The organism is Absiella sp. AM09-50, from assembly GCF_003433845.1.
Taxonomy (GTDB): domain Bacteria; phylum Bacillota_I; class Bacilli_A; order Erysipelotrichales; family Erysipelotrichaceae; genus Hoskinsella; species Hoskinsella hominis.
This window is the reverse complement of record NZ_QVFI01000022.1, coordinates 36,844-53,093: the sequence shown is the minus strand read 5'-3', so window position 1 is coordinate 53,093 and position 16,250 is coordinate 36,844. Positions and strand designations below refer to the sequence as shown.

Here is a 16,250-nt window from a genome sequence, read left to right as displayed (position 1 = left end):
GAGTATTAAAAAATGAAAAAGACAAGAGCGACGAGATTATTATTGGTGGTGCTAAGTTTAGTAGTAACTTTCTCTTCATTTACTGTATATGGAATTTCAGATAAAAAAATATATGCTGAAGTAAATGAAAATGAAAACTATGTAATTCCGGTTGAAATATCAGAGAACTATTCCCATATATATAAGGAAGAAACAATTCACATTTATAATCTTGAACAATTAAAAGCAATTGGTACTAATCAAAAAGTTAAAGATTTAGACGAAACAAAAGAAAGTTTTGGTTTAGGAAAAGATGTTGTAGTAGATGATGAAACTATTACTTATTCTTTAGATGCTAATTATGTTTTAGAAAACGATATTGCATTAAATGGAGAAAAATGGAATTTACCAGAAAGATTTACAGGTTCGTTTATTAACAAGCAAGAAAGTGAGTCTTCTCCATTGTATGATAAAGATACAGATACGATTTATGTTTATAATTCATATCAGTTAGATTTAATGCAAAGTGATAAATCTTCACTAGAGCCTGTATTAACACTAGATTATGATGTCACTCAATTTGGACAAGGACAACTTATCTACCCAAATGAATCACAAGACTATTTAACTTATAGTAATGAACATCATTATGTACTATCTAAAAGTTTTACAGCAGAGCGTCCAGTGACAGAAGCAATAAAAGTACAAAAAGTACAAGAAGCAAAGAAACAAGAAATAGAAGCTTTAGCAGATTCTAAATGGGAAAATGCAGAGTTATCTGGTAGAGACTACATAGGACAAGTTTATAAAGAATTAGATGGTGTTAAATATATTTTAATAGGGAACAAACAACAGTTGGCTGCTATTGGTCGTAAAGATAAAGATGGTAATCTAATGCAGGTGACACCAACATTAGTTCTCCACAAAAAACCAGGGCTTTTAAATCCTACGAACAAATATACACCTCTTTATCCAGGAGATGCAGATTTCAAAACGGATATAGCATTAACTTTAGATAAATCTGACAGTAAAAATTTTAAATATTTCGAACAAAGTACAACTGAATTGATGAATGTAAATTTTTCAAAAGGTTTACTAGGAAGTGTTAATGATATTTTAGGAAATATATTAGGTAGCTTATTAACAGGAAATTATGAGATTTTAGGATATGATAGTCAAAGTGGAACTTATATTTCAGAATCTGATTTAAAAACCGAATATTCAAATTTAAAATATTCAAGTGATGCGAATTATATTATTTTTAGAGATATTGATTTAAGTAATGTTGATTGGAAACCACTGATGTTTAGTGGAACAATGTTGGGAGCTGTTTCTAATGAAGGAAATAGTTTATGGAATGATAATGGAATTGATAATAACACTACTCGACCTGTTATTTCTAATGTTACAGTTAATCAAACCGCTCCAATCGATACCAAAGAACAATCCGGAGTAGGATTCTTTGGAAGTATTATGTCAAAATCTACTAAGAATTTAGGAACTGTAGACCAACAAGTTGCTGTAAAGAACATAAAACTTCAAAATGTTTCAGTAACGAATTCAACTAGTGAAATTAAAGATAATACTGGATTGATTCAAGGTCTATTAGATCTTTTAAAACCAATTTTAGGGGGCTTATTAGGAAATCTTGGAGAGGTATTGGGAGATTTATTGAATCCTAATGGTGAAGGAGATCCAAGTGTCTTCGCGACAGGAGCATTTGCTGGAAGAATTAGTGGAGATGTTACTGTTGAGGATTGTGTTGTTGAAAATGTAACAAAAATTAGTAATGTAAATGATTTAACTGGTGGTTTTGTTGGTCATGTAGAAGGTGTAACTGAATATGGTGGTCTACAAGATGCGTTAGGTAATCTTACAACCATCTTGGAAAATGTTTTAAATATTATTCCTTTTGTAGATTTAGGAACATTAATAGAAGTGCTTTTAGACGGGAATATTATCGATTTAAATAAACTTATTCCAACCGGCTATAAAAGTCCAACAATTTCTAATAGTCTTGTAGACAATACAGGATCTGATTTATCTATTGAAAATGAAACACATAATTTTCAAGGTGGATTTGCTGGAAAAGCAGTGGGAACACTGATAAAAAACAGTACAGTAAAAGCAAATAACTTGAATGTAACTGCTAAAAATATGGCAGGTGGATTTACAGGATATAGTGCGAATGCTGAGTTAGTTGGTGTGTTAAGTGGTTTAGGTATTGAATTGTTTAATGCATTTCAACTTAATACATTTTTATTGAATTGTGAAGTAGAAACAACAAGTTTAAACGTTCAAGCAATAGAAAAATATAGTGGTGGAATGAGCGGTGCACTTGCAAACAGTTTTATCGTTGATTCTAGTATATCTGGTACAACAAATATTACAGCTGATTCTTATGCTGGTGGAATGAGTGGAATTGCAGCCTTAGGGCAATCTATCTCTTTAAAAGATTTTTATGATGGTAGAAAAGACTTAACAGGATTATTAGGAAGTTTATTAAGTGGAGTTTTATCGCAAGACCAAGAAAATGTCTTACTATCTTTAACTGGTATTAGTCCAAGTGTCCTTGCCGGAAATGAAATAACAGGTTCCTTAACTGTTACAGTTAAGGATAAGTATGCCGGAGGTATGATAGGTCAAGGAGATGGAGTCAAAATAATTTCTTCATCTGATTTAGAATCAAAATCTTATGTTTGGAAAAATGTAATTGGAAAACTAAATTATGCAATATTAGGAAGAAAAAATACAATCTCTAATTTAAAAGAAATTTCCGGTCAATCTCACATTGGAGGTGTGATTGGAGAAGTTAAAACAGCAAGTGCTGCTGGAATATTGAATAAAACTTTAGGAATTGGAAATTTCTTAGGGTTTGAAATTGCAAATACATCAGTATCAAGTATTGATACACCGGGAATTATTCACGCAACCCAAGATTATGCCGGAGGTTTTGCTGGTAAGGCAATGGGTGGTACTGTTTCAAATGTACATATTAGTGAACTTCAAAAAGTAGACGCAAACAATTATGCAGGTGGTTTCGTAGGTTATGGTGGAACTGGAAGTTTAGCTGAAACCGAAGCACTAGATATACTTGGATTAAATTTAGTTAAAATATCAAACTTGCTTAACCTAGCACAAGGACTTGTCTTGGATATGAGTGAATGTGATGTACAAGGAACAACAAGTGGATTTACAGTAAAAGCATTCGGAACACAATCGACTGATGTTGATGTAACAAAATATTATGCTGGTGGGTTTATTGGAAAATCAACAAGCGTACACATTCGTAATTCTCAAGTAAAAAGAATAAAAGATGTTACAGCCGATGAAACAAGTGGCTATGCAGGTGGATTTGCAGGTGCAACTGAAACTGGTGGTTTAGCCGATGCAGCGAATGGAGATACAGATGCATTAGAACTTTTAGGAATTAATGGATTGTTGAATGCTGTTCCGTATTTAGTTTCTGACTTTAAAAATACGACAGTTGATTATCAACCAGAATCTGCCGATGTTTCTCAAGTTAGTGCAGCATATGCAGGTGGTTTCATTGGAGAAATGCAAAGTGGATATATTAATAATAAGGAATTAGATAATCCATATGCAGTATCTAATATATTAAATGTAAAAGGATCGTATTATGCCGGTGGTTTTGCAGGTAAGATTTATTCTGGTGGTTTAGCAACTGCTGGTGATTTATCCATTTTAAATGGACTATTAAATATTAGTGCAAGTGATTTATTAAGTGTTTTAAATGTCTATATCCCAGTTATTAATTCAGCAGGGGTTTCTTCAAAAGGACTTATTGTTGAAGTTACTTCAACAAATAAGGATGATAGTAATTCTGGTAGTGCTGGAGGATATGTCGGATATGGTAGTGGATTAAAAATCAGCAATTCACATGTTGATAAATTAAGGCATACAACAGTCAAAGCACCAAGTGATTTAAGCAGTAATGATGGTTCTTCTTATTTTGGAAATGAATCTAATTATGCTGTAAAAGGATTACGATATGCTGGGGGATATGTTGGTAAGTTGGATATTGGAAGTTCTGCTTCATTAGGTTCAGGTTTAGGTGTTTTAGGAGATATTATTGGATTAAATGATGTAACACAAGCATTAGATGTCGTTGCTTCAGAAATTGAAAATTCAGATGTTACTGGTGCAGTAGGTGGATATTCTGTACTTGCTAATTACAAAGATGGTAGTGATTTACAAGGTCATGCAGGTGGATATGCAGGAACGATTGATGGTTCAGCACTTCAAAACTGTAATGCTTACAATTTTGAGTACATTATTGGACAAGAAAGTGCTGGTGGATATGTTGGTAGAATGCAACCTGGTAATGTTGCAAGTGTTGTAGGAAATGCTGATGTATTAGGCGGATTATTGAATGTTGAAGGAAACTTGTTATCTGTTCTTCAATCATTTATCCCAATGATATATAATTCAGAAACGACATCTGTTCCTTGTGGTGGTGCAGTTCGTGCTGATGCAGCAAGTGATGCAACAAGAGAAAGAGGATTAGCTGGTGGTTATGTAGGTCATAACATTGGTGGAAGAATAGAAGGAAAATCAGAAAGAGAATGGAATAACGAGCCCCCTACAGTTTTAAAAGAAAATGCAGCAGTGCGTATTCGAAATGTTTATGGATATGAATTTGCAGGTGGATTTAGTGGTAGAACAGAAAATGCAAATGTTGCAGATACAGGAAACTTAAATATCTTATTTGATGTCATTACGATAAGTAATCCATTATCTGCTCTTGGAGCTGTTTATTCAACAGAAACGAATACAGCAGTATATGGACCATTAAGAAAATTAACAGTTGATGTATGGAATTCTTGGGTTGGCGCAGTTGGTATCAATGGTGCTTATGGTCAACAACTACAAGAATTAGGAAAAGTAGAAACACAAGAACAACTGAATGAAATTATTGAGAAATATGCTTATGGATATGATGTTAAAGCTGCTAGAGAAGAAGTTGGTACATTAGCAACACAAGGTAGTGCAGCTGGTGGTTATGTTGGTAGAATGGATGGAGGAGTTGTTACTTCTGCTCATGCTTATGACATAAAGTTAGTAACAGCATATCGAAGTAGCGGCGGATTTGTCGGAGAAATGACAAGTGCTGGTGTTGCCAATGTTGGAGGTATTACAATAGGAGATCTTGATGTTGTAGGATCTTTACCAGTATTACAAACATTTGTACCAGTCATTAAAACATCATCTGCTCGTGGTTATCAATCAGGAGCGAGTGTTATCGCAAGTGGTACTGATTTGAAAAATCAACAAGGAAATGCCGGAGGATTTGCTGGTATTATTATTGGTGGACAAATCGAAGGAAATGAAAATGAATTCTGTTCGATTGAGAAGTTAAAAACGATTAAAGGAACGAATACCGTTGGTGGCTTTGCAGGAAGTATTATTTCAGGAAGTGCCGCTGAAGTGAATGTTGGTTCCAATAGTGGATTACTTCCAATATTGTTAAAACCTATTTTAGGTAATCCAGATAAGTTAGCTTCTTTATTAAATGCTACTGTATCTACTGTTAAATACGCCAAAGTAGATGCATGGAATAATTGGGGTATTACAATTGATGGAAGATATCAAATTGATAACAGTCCCAATATTCAATATGCTTATGCAACGGGTGGATTTGTAGGAAGTATGAGTGGTGCAGTTCTAGGAGATAAAGATAGCAATAGCGATTCGTTAATTGTCAACAACATAAGAAAAGTCATTGGTGGAGAACACGTTGGTGGATTCTTTGGACTAGCTGATGTGGCTGCGGTTGCTGAAGTTGGTGATAATGAGTCCAATGGAATATTAGGTCTTATAAAAATAGGAGAATTAGATGTACTAGATGCATTTAGATCATATATTTATCATGGATTAGTGAATGGTTCAAATGATCAAGGACTAATCGTTAGTGCTAATACACAAAATGAATCAGGTGCATTTGAAAACAAAGTTCAGACAGGAAATGCAGGTGGATTTGGTGGAAGCTTATTAAATGGTTCTGTAAAGAATTCAAAAGTAACGAAATTAAATCAAGTCAATGCCTTAAATTATGCAGGTGGATTTATTGGTCATCTTGGAAAAAGTGGTGTTGTTGATTTAGATAAAGCAGAAACTGGAGGAGCACTTGATGGTTTATTAAATGCCACTGCAGGTGTTTTAGATAACTTTGGTTCACATTGTGATAACTGTAACGTTGATGGTATCAAAGAAGGCTTTATTGTAAATTCACAAAATGGAAAAGAACCGATTTCAGGTGGATTTGCAGGATTTGCTGACCTTGCGAAAATAGATAATAGTCATGTTACTAATATTAAAAAAGTAAACAGTGATCAAATTGCTGGTGGATTTGTTGGAAGAACAACATTCTCCTACTTAGCAGATATTGATGCAGGATCAACTACATTATTAGATCCTATTTTGGGAATTGTAAATGCATTACTAGATATTTTATATATCGGTGATTTACAAGATCTGGGTGCCATTGACATTGGTCTAGGAAAACTTTTAGAGGTTAAATTGTTAAGTGATGGAAAAACACTTTCTGTAACACTTCTAGGATTACCGATTTCTGTTGCATTAGAAAAAAACAATGGAAATGGAACAAGCGATGTAGCTCAAATCCATATTGGAGATAGTTATATTGAAGTGCCTTGTACAGATACAACAGGAGATCATATTAATAAAGATGATGTTAAAAACATCAATATCGGATTGATTAAATCCAATCGTACAAGTATTAAAAATTCTTCAATTACCGGAATTTCTATTGGTTATGATGTATTTGGTGGCGGTGCTAATGATGACAAAGATGGCACTGATAAAAATGGTTATGCCGGTGGATTTGTAGGATTTAACGATGAAGGATTGTTTGAGAATAATCAAATGTATTATGCGGATACCATTCGAGGTACGAAAGATAAAGTTGGTCCTTTTGCAGGAGTTACCTCTTTAGATTCGGTATATGATTTTAATACAGTTGAAAATATTGAAGGAAACAAAAATATATATCGTGTTTATCGTGATCATGATGAGTTAACTTCTCTTATTGTTCAAGATAAAACAATTCAAGCAGAATTATCTAATAGTGATTGGAATGAGTTTGTGATCTCACATATCAAAGATGTTGAGACATTTGATAAGTTCAAAAAAGCTAAACTTTCTAGCGTTGATATAAATAAAGATGCAGATGTGTATATTTCATCAGCAAAAGCAGTATTGATGAAAAATACCAAAACATCAGATAATGAGGAAAATTTAACCCCACCTCCATCTGATATGCAAGACCCTTGTGATGAGTTAATAAATTTAACGATCAACAAGGTATGGAAAGATTTTGGCAATTTTGAAGGTATTCGTCCAGATGAAATTGAACTTTATTTAACAAGAACATATACAAATAGTAATGGTGATATTGTTAAAGATGATCAATTTGCACAGACGATTAAAGTGAAACCATCAGATGATATGAAAAATGTATGGCAAACAATTGTCAAGGGATTGGATGCATATATAGTATTAGATGATGGTACACATGCTTATTATACATATCATGTAGCCGAAAAAGAGGTTGATGGTTATTCGACAACAATAGAAAGTTCAGAAGATGGATTTACTATTACGATAACCAATTCACATATTCCATTCTTACCTGATGTAGGAGGAATAGGAACCTATGTATTTACCTTTATTGGAATGATAGGTATATTAGCAACGATTTACAGTATGAAGAAAGGAAAAAAGAGAAATGAGAAACATGTTTAAAAAATTAGGAACATTTGCACTTACACTTATGGTAATGTTTTCTATGGTAACAAGTGTATTTGCAGCAAGCACAGGAAAAATTACGATTCACACAGGGAAACACGATGTTACTAGCGTAACATTTGATATTTATAAGATGATGAATGCGACTGTAACAGCAGATGAAAAATCAGCAGCTTATACAATTGCAGATGATTTTAAAGATTTCTTTAATGCAAATGCTACTCAAAGTACACCTGCTACTGATGATGAAGCATATAACTACATTAAAAATAATGTAAAAAGTGAAGAATTTCAAAACAAAGTAAAAGAATATGTTAAAACTAAAAGTTTAACACCAGCTGAAACTTTAACTGGTGAAGCTAGTAAGAAAGAATATACTACAAAAGATTTAGATGCAGGATATTATGTTATTATCCCAAGTAATGAAGCATTTACGCCAATGTTCACTACAGTTTCAAAAGCAAGCCAAGATGTATATTTAAAAGGAAAAGAACCTGGTGTAGATAAAACTATTGATGGAAATAATTGGACTTCTGCACAAGTCGGAGATACTATTCGATTCAAAGTTGAGTCTATGGTTCCAAACATGACAGGATTTGATAAATATACTTTTAAATTAACAGATACTATGAGTTCAGGATTAACAGTAACAAAAGAAACATTAAATGAAAAAGTTACAATCGGTAATAAACAACTTACAGACACTGAGTATACAGTAACAGTTAAAGGACAAGAAATTACTATCGAAATTAATGACTTTATTAAATATAAAGATCAAGCAAATGAAGCTATCGTATTTGAATATGATGCAGTGTTAAATGAAAACGCAGTTACTGCCGGTAAAGAAACCAATACAGCAAATGTTGAATATGGGAATGATCCTGATCATTTAACTCAGGGAACTCCAGATAAAGTAATTGTAAGAACACATAATTTGACTATTACAAAGAAAAATGGAGATGGAACTGAAACATTAGCAGGAGCAGAATTCAAATTATATAGAGGAACTGATACAAATGGTGATCCAATTGAATTTGTTGATTTAGGAAATGGTGAATATAGAGTTGCTACTGATACAGATAAAGCAGATAATCAATTAACTAAAACATCTACATTAGTATCACCAACTAACGGTAAAATTATTGTTAAGGGATTAGATGATGGAAAATATACATTAGTGGAAACAAAAGCACCAGATGGATATAACATCTTAAAAGATCCTACAACTATCACAATTGGAGCATCTTCTAATAATGATGGAACTGATGTTACAGTAACTGGTAACGATGTAACAGTAAAAAACAACAAAGGTTCTTTATTACCTGAAACTGGTGGTATGGGTACAGTGTTATTTACAGTAGTAGGTACTGCTGGAATCTTAGCAGTGTTATATTCATTTATGAAATCAAATAAAAAGAATAAATTAAATGAAAATAAATAGTTAATCTCTATGAACATAAAAAAAAGAATTTTTGATGGAATAAGAATTGTAGTATTATTGTTTTTCATTGGGGTTTTACTTTATCCAACAATTAGTGATTATTTATCAAGAATTCATAGTTCTCAAGTGATTCAGTCATATGAAAAATCAGTGATTGGTTTAGACCAAGAAACAAAAGATACAATGCTTAAAGATGCACAAACATACAATTCCTCTTTGATAGGAAAAGAGGAATTGTATGATCCATTTATGAGTATTGAAAAAGTAGATAAATATTACATGAGTTTATTAAATTCTAATGGTGATGGAGTTATGGGATATATTCAAATTCCTAGAATTGACGTTAAATTACCAATCTACCACACTACTTCAGAGAAAGTTTTACAAAAGGGTGTAGGGCATCTTCAAGGAACATCATTACCAATAGGTGGAAAGAGCACGCATGCTGCTTTGTCAGGGCATAGGGGTTTGCCTAGTTCCAATCTATTTACTGATTTAGATTTGTTAGAAATTGGAGATATTTTCTATATGGAAGTGTTAGGAAATACGAGTGCTTATAAAATTGATCAAATCAAGATAGTCTTACCAACTGAAACAAAAGATCTTGAAATTGTAGATGGTAAAGATTATGTCACATTGATTACTTGTACACCTTATTCAGTAAACACGCATCGATTGCTTGTAAGAGGAATAAGGATTGATTATCAAAAAGCAATTGAAGAACAAGCCAATGAAGTTGATAATGGAATTCATGTACCTTTTGAAATTCAAATTCTTTTAATTGGATTTACAGTTTTAATGTTAATATTTTTGTTATTGAAGGTAAGGAGGAAAAATCATGAAGTGGTTAGCAAATAAGAATCATTTAAAAATCATAATCATTTGTATGCTATTTATCTTTTTGCCTACCAAAACAGTTTTAGCGAAAGAAAATACAGGATCAATTTCTCTGTATGCTCATTATCTTGACGATGGTAAAATCGTCGAATTTGTTGATATGCCATTTCAAATTGTTAAAGTCGCAGATATTGTTAATGGACAATTTGTAAATGTGGGAGATTTTAAAGACTTCAAGAATATTTCTACAAATATGAATGCATCACAAATGAAAGAAATGAGTTATGCATTACAAGCGTATATGAAAGGTAAAAATATTTCATTTACTGATGAAAAAAATACTAACAAAAATGGAATTGTTCAATTTTTTGATCTAGATTTAGGTTTATATTTAGTATCTCAAAAAGAAAGAGATGATATTAAATATTACTCGGAACCTTTTTTAATCTCTATACCTATGATTGAAGATAGTAATGAAATATTTAATGTCTATTCTAAGCCAAAATTTATTGAAAAAGATGAAAATGAAATCCCTACCTCCCCTACTATTCCTGATAGTTCAGTAGAAACAGGGGATAACACAAATGTAATACTATGGATAGTATTGTTATTAGTTTCAGGATTAGCTTTATTAAGTGTTACAAGAAAACAAAGAAAATAACTCAATAGTTTTAATTAAGGGTAGTTGCTTTAAATAATAGCATTACCCTTTTTATATATGAAAAACTGAAATATATGGAGATATTTTATAAAGAAATTTTTTGATAATAGATGAAGTATAGAAAAATGTTTAAAGATATACCATGATTAGACATAGTATATCCCATAAATCTATTTCTAATTATTTAAGAGCTAAAATATTTTAGCCTTAAATAACGAATTCATAACTATAAGGGAGAGAAAAGTTATGAAACATAATCGTGATCCTCCTATTTCTTATTTTTATTTTTTAAATATGAGGAGGAAATAGCGATGAAAAATTATAAATATGATTACAATAAAAATAGTTTTAAAACTTATGGCAATAAGGAACATAGACAGTATTACATAAAAGTGAATAAAGAGTATGTTGAAGTAAGTGAGGAGGTGTTTAAAACTATTAGAAGTAGTTATGATCAAATTCGACATATGCATCATATGGAAGTAGCTAAATCAGTCTTGTATTTTGAAGATATTGATTTAGCTACTTTTTTTGTATATAAGAAGGAAATCGAACTCCTAGACAAAATTATTATACACGACTTGTATGTGAAAATATTACATGAAATATCAATGTTAAATGAACCAAATAAAACAATAGCAAATCTTATTTTTATTGAAAATATGTCAATAAGAAATGTTGCAAAGGTACTAGGAGTAAAAAACTCAACTATTATTTATCATAAAAAGCAAATTCAACAAATAATTCAAAAAAAGATAAAAAAGTTTCTACCACTTGATAAGTAACTTTCACATATATGGGTGAAAAGAACTTTTCGGGAGGCAATGATTATGCAAAAGAAAATTAAAATCTTGATTTATTGTAGAATAGGAGAACAATTATCGAGAAACTTATTAGATTATTTAGTAGATCAACTAAAAGTTTCTGTAATTCAAAATCATATGGATATTATTGGTGTAATAAAAAAAATCTCTACTGAAAAATGGTTAAATTCATTTGAAATGAGAAGATTGATAATTTCTCTAGTAAAAAAAGAAATCACTGTTATTTTTGTAAATTATTCTAGTAGAATTTCAATGTTTCCAGCTACTTATGATGAATTTGAAATGTATTGTCATGTTCATGATGTACTTGTTTCATTATTTATGATATGAAACCGGAAATTAGGTGTCGTAGCCCTCCCTACTCCAAATTGTTTTACCTTTTTAGTAAATGGAGGATTATCATATGGGTTATGATTATAAAAAAGAATATATACGATGGAAAGAATGGAAAGATAGAGAAGAAAAAATTTTAAGACAACATCATTTCAATGAACAAAAAATAGAAGAATTACATGAATTTGACTTAGAACAGTTTAATGCCGAGCGAAGATTTAGACGAAATCAAAATGTTACAAAAGATATTTTCTTTTATATGCAACCAGTGCATGACAAAAAAGAATCTTATTCGATAGAAGATTTATTGGATCAAATTGAAAATGAAACATTATTTGAGTATTTAAAATACACAGATTCAATTGTATTAGATATTATTATCTTAAAGCAGCATGGATATAATGTTCGGGAAATTTCTCAAATTTTAGGTCTTTCTATGAGTTCTATCTATCGAAAAATAAAAAAAATAAAAGAACTTTTAAAAATGTGAGAAAAAAAGACGTTTTCGTGGCATATATAGTGAACCCACTTAAAAAGTAGGATTCACTGATCCTTGAAAACAAAATAACAGCTATTAGATACGTTCCTAGTAAATGAGCCTTTCAGTCAATACGCCATGACCAGTGATATGCGAGCGAATAAAATTGAACTGTAAAAACATCTAGCAAATGTTCGGCAATGAAATTTATTAGGTATAATGATACTCCTGTACTGCAGTTGTGTGAGATACCACACGATGGTGAAATTCCAGTGAAAGCAATGCTACTGCTTGTCTAATAGTATCCTTAATGTTTTCAGGTATTCAGGGAAAAATGGAAAACAACGATTCATATGATAAATAACCAGATTCTATTTTGAGTCTGGTTTTACATAGGAGGTAATTTGAATGAAGATCAAAAGAGGACAAATCTATCTAGTTGATTTAAGTAATGGCTTTGGCTCTGAACAAGGTGGTGTAAGACCGGTTCTTGTTGTACAAAACAATAAAGGAAATAAATATAGTCCTACGATTATTGTTGCTTGTTTGACAAGCAAAGTGTATGAAAAGCATCACTTACCTACTCATTATAGTATTCCTACGACGGTTGGATTAAAGTATCCGTCTATTGTAATGATGGAACAGATCAAAGTCATTGATAAAAGCAGAATTATCAAATATATAGGAAGTGTAACGCCCAGATTTATGAAATTATTAGATAACCGAATTTTAATTAGTTTAGGTATGAAGCATAACTATCATAAAAACAACTAATGTCAAGTATGTAAAATCGCTATTGAATTGAAAATCGCACATTTGTTTTACTCATTTATTAAAGATAAGATGGAGAGGAGATAATAAAGATGAAACCTATTTTATATGAAAAGAAAACCTACACCGTTCAAGAAATTATGAAAATCTTAGGTGTTGGAAAAAATGCCGCTTATCAATTAGTAGCAGAAAACAAATTCAAATCCGTAAGAATTGGCTCATCTATTAGAATCTCAAAAGAGTCATTTGATAAGTGGCTCAATGAAAATCTTTAATATTAGGAGGATAATTCAATGGCGATTATTACAAAACGAAGAAAAGCATATTCTGTGGTTTATCAAAAAGTTGATGAGAATGGCGTAACAAAGCAAATATGGGAAACTTATTATGACTATTCATCAGCACTTGTTAGAAAAAGAGAAATTGAAAACGAAGGTATTCATATAAAGATGAATATCAAACCTAACACGACAATACTTAACTTTTTAGTTCAATATGCGACTAAGATTGGACGCAATCAATGGAGCAGTTCAAGGTATGAAAGCAATATGGGAGTGATCAACAATTATATATCTCAAGTTGTTGGAAGTAAGAAAATCAAAGATATAAAACCTAATTTTGCTATCAAAACAATGAATCAATTAGAGAAAACTCCTGCAATCGGAAAAAGGAATCAAATAAAAACGGAATATATCCCTAACAGTATGTTACGTTCCTGCTATATGCTATTAAAAACATCATTTGATTATCTAGTATCAGAACAGTTGATTGAAAACAATCCATTTCATGAGCAAGTTGCACCTAAATATCATAAAAATAAACCATATAAAGAATGGAATTTAGAATTTGTTCAACATTTATTTGAATCGGTTGATGATATGCGATTATTTATTTTCTTGCATATTATGTTTTCTACCGGTTTAGATATAAGAGAAATCGGTGGATTATCGTGGCATGATATTCATATTAGCGATGAGTTGATTGCTCAAGATCAATGTTACCTTTGTTCCAATAAAATATTAGACCGTTTAAATAAAAACACAGTTCAAATGATGAATCCTCAAAGAATTATCAAACAATTTGAATGTGCTGGATTTACACAAACCAATACAAGTTTAATCTTGTTTTATAAAGATGTTCCTCAAAAGACCGTACATATTCATAAACAAGTTGCGTTATTGTTAAGAATATGGAAAGAAAGACAAAAAGAATTCATGGTTGAAGAAAATCCTTATGCATTGTTAATTACACTGATTAACGGAAAACCTTGTGATGATCGTAATATGACAAAGCTGTATCACAAGACTTGTGCAGAGGCAAACCTTAAAGAACTTACACTCACAAAGTTTAAGTCTTTTTCTAAAAAGGAAAGTCAAAATCAAGGCATGAGTAATGCAGATTATTTCTATGCAACATTAAAACATGAATTATCACTTCCAAAACCAAAAATATCAACAACTCATGTCATTCAATTAAATCAAAAAAGTATCAATAGTAAGATTCAAGCAGTCTTGCCACAACAAAAAAATGAAGATATGAATTTGCTAATACAACAAATCAAGGATAATCCTGAATTAAAAATGAAATTGATTGCTAAACTCAAAGCGGAACTTTAGTGTTTCGCTTTTTGCGTTTTTAGAAAATCGCACATTCGCTTTTATTTTTAATTTTGCTTAGAATTGTCCTGTAAACAAGGAAAGGAGAGAAAATTATGGCATCAATACAAAAGAGAAATAAAAAATATGCAGTTGTTTACACTTATGAAGATAGTCAAGGTAATAGAAAACAGAAATGGGAAGCATTTGATTCTTATAATGAAGCAAGAATGAGAAAATCAGAAGTAGAAAGCCAAAAAGATAAAAACATCTTTATACCACCTAGTTCTCAGACAATGAATGAATTTTTAGATTTATTTATTGATTTATATGGTGTAAAGAAATGGTCAATGAGTACCTATGAAAAAACAGTGAGAGATTTTGACAATTATGTTCGTCCAATTTTAGGAAACATGGCACTACAAGACATCACACCTTTAGTGATTGAAAAGTATTATCGTGATTTACAAAACATGGATAGTGCAGTAAATAAAATTCATAAGACAAAACGAAAAGTTACAACAGGCACAATCAAAACTATCAATAAGCATTTAAAATGTGCTTTTGGAATGGCAGTAAAATGGGATCTAATCGCAAAAAATCCATTCTTATCCGTAGAACCGCCTAAGCATGTTTATAAGAAACGAGAAATATGGACTTCAGATATGATTATTCAAGCATTAGAGCATTGTACAGATCCTAAGCTAGCGATTGCAATTCATTTATCGTTTGCCTGTTCTTTGCGTTTAGGAGAAGTATTAGGATTAAGATGGAAAGATGTAGCCATCAGTGATAATGATATTGCCAATGACGATGCACATATCTTTGTTACTTGTGAATTAGAACAAGTATCTACAAACGCATTAAAAGTTTTAAATGATAAAGATGTTATCTTTACATTTCCACCACATTCACCTCATAGATCATATCAAACAGCCACTGTTTTAAAGAAACCAAAGACAGAAAGCAGCATTCGTAAAATATGGCTACCAAAAACATTAGCACTTATGCTTCGTGATTGGAAAGAAGAACAAGAAAAATACAAAGAATACTTTGGTTGTGAATATACCGATTATGATCTTGTAGTTTGTTTTGAGGACGGTAGACAATGTTCACATAGTGTAATACGAAGTCAACTAAAAGAAGTTACAAAAGCAGCAGGACTTCCTAGCGTTGTATTTCACTCTTTTCGACATTCTAGTACCACTTATAAGTTAAAACTCAATCATGGTGATATAAAAGCCACACAAGGTGATACAGGTCATTCTCAAGCAGATATGATAACAGAAGTATATAGTCATATCCTAGATGAAGATCGTAAGGTAAATGCTCAAAAATTCGATGAAACATTTTATAAAAATTCAGGAGTTGGAGTTGATCAACAAACAGTAAAACCTCAAGAAGTTGATGTTGATTCGCTTGTCAATGCATTGAAGTCAAATCCAGACCTTATGTCGCAACTGATTGATGCATTGAAATAGTTTACAATTATAACAGTTTCGTCATTTAATATTTTCAATTATGTTATATACTATTTACTGAA

11 protein-coding genes are annotated in these 16,250 nt (G+C 31.4%); all 11 read left to right on the top strand.

The annotated features are described in order from the left end of the window. Positions 1 to 12: 12 nt before the first annotated feature. The 11 genes from DW114_RS15905 to DW114_RS15855 all read left to right on the top strand — a co-directional run bounded on the left by DW114_RS15905 (position 13) and on the right by DW114_RS15855 (position 16,188). Positions 13 to 7,764, top strand: a complete 7,752-nt coding sequence (locus DW114_RS15905; RefSeq protein ID WP_117454727.1) for a Cna B-type domain-containing protein — start codon at positions 13 to 15, stop codon at positions 7,762 to 7,764. Beyond that, positions 7,757 to 9,208: a SpaH/EbpB family LPXTG-anchored major pilin gene (locus DW114_RS15900; protein ID WP_207732765.1), complete on the top strand. Its 1,452-nt coding sequence runs from the start codon at positions 7,757 to 7,759 to the stop codon at positions 9,206 to 9,208. The genes DW114_RS15905 and DW114_RS15900 overlap by 8 nt, the downstream gene beginning before the upstream one ends. Before the next feature lie 9 nt (positions 9,209 to 9,217). After that, on the top strand, positions 9,218 to 10,066 hold the full coding sequence (locus DW114_RS15895; protein WP_117454726.1) for a class C sortase: 849 nt from the start codon (positions 9,218 to 9,220) through the stop codon (positions 10,064 to 10,066). Beyond that, positions 10,047 to 10,706 carry a pilin N-terminal domain-containing protein gene (locus DW114_RS15890; protein ID WP_117454725.1) on the top strand — a complete coding sequence of 220 codons (660 nt, stop codon included), beginning with the start codon at positions 10,047 to 10,049 and terminating at the stop codon, positions 10,704 to 10,706. The genes DW114_RS15895 and DW114_RS15890 overlap by 20 nt, the downstream gene beginning before the upstream one ends. A gap of 311 nt (positions 10,707 to 11,017) precedes the next feature. Next, a complete protein-coding gene (locus DW114_RS15885) occupies positions 11,018 to 11,491 on the top strand; it encodes a hypothetical protein (RefSeq protein ID WP_117454724.1) in 474 nt (157 codons plus the stop codon). A 45-nt stretch (positions 11,492 to 11,536) separates the two neighbouring features. Then, positions 11,537 to 11,860 carry a hypothetical protein gene (locus tag DW114_RS15880; protein WP_117454723.1) on the top strand — a complete coding sequence of 108 codons (324 nt, stop codon included), beginning with the start codon at positions 11,537 to 11,539 and terminating at the stop codon, positions 11,858 to 11,860. A 73-nt stretch (positions 11,861 to 11,933) separates the two neighbouring features. Then, complete coding sequence (locus tag DW114_RS15875; protein WP_158550359.1) at positions 11,934 to 12,353, top strand: helix-turn-helix domain-containing protein; 420 nt, start codon at positions 11,934 to 11,936, stop codon at positions 12,351 to 12,353. A gap of 396 nt (positions 12,354 to 12,749) precedes the next feature. Then, positions 12,750 to 13,115 carry a type II toxin-antitoxin system PemK/MazF family toxin gene (locus DW114_RS15870; protein WP_178695074.1) on the top strand — a complete coding sequence of 122 codons (366 nt, stop codon included), beginning with the start codon at positions 12,750 to 12,752 and terminating at the stop codon, positions 13,113 to 13,115. A gap of 89 nt (positions 13,116 to 13,204) precedes the next feature. Then, the gene (locus DW114_RS15865; RefSeq protein ID WP_054322354.1) at positions 13,205 to 13,387 is read left to right on the top strand and encodes a helix-turn-helix domain-containing protein; all 183 of its coding nucleotides are present in this window, start codon (positions 13,205 to 13,207) and stop codon (positions 13,385 to 13,387) included. An 18-nt stretch (positions 13,388 to 13,405) separates the two neighbouring features. After that, positions 13,406 to 14,728 carry a hypothetical protein gene (locus tag DW114_RS15860; RefSeq protein ID WP_054322353.1) on the top strand — a complete coding sequence of 441 codons (1,323 nt, stop codon included), beginning with the start codon at positions 13,406 to 13,408 and terminating at the stop codon, positions 14,726 to 14,728. 95 nt (positions 14,729 to 14,823) lie between these two features. Continuing rightward, the gene (locus tag DW114_RS15855) at positions 14,824 to 16,188 is read left to right on the top strand and encodes a site-specific integrase (protein ID WP_117454721.1); all 1,365 of its coding nucleotides are present in this window, start codon (positions 14,824 to 14,826) and stop codon (positions 16,186 to 16,188) included. The last annotated feature ends 62 nt before the right edge of the window (positions 16,189 to 16,250 follow it).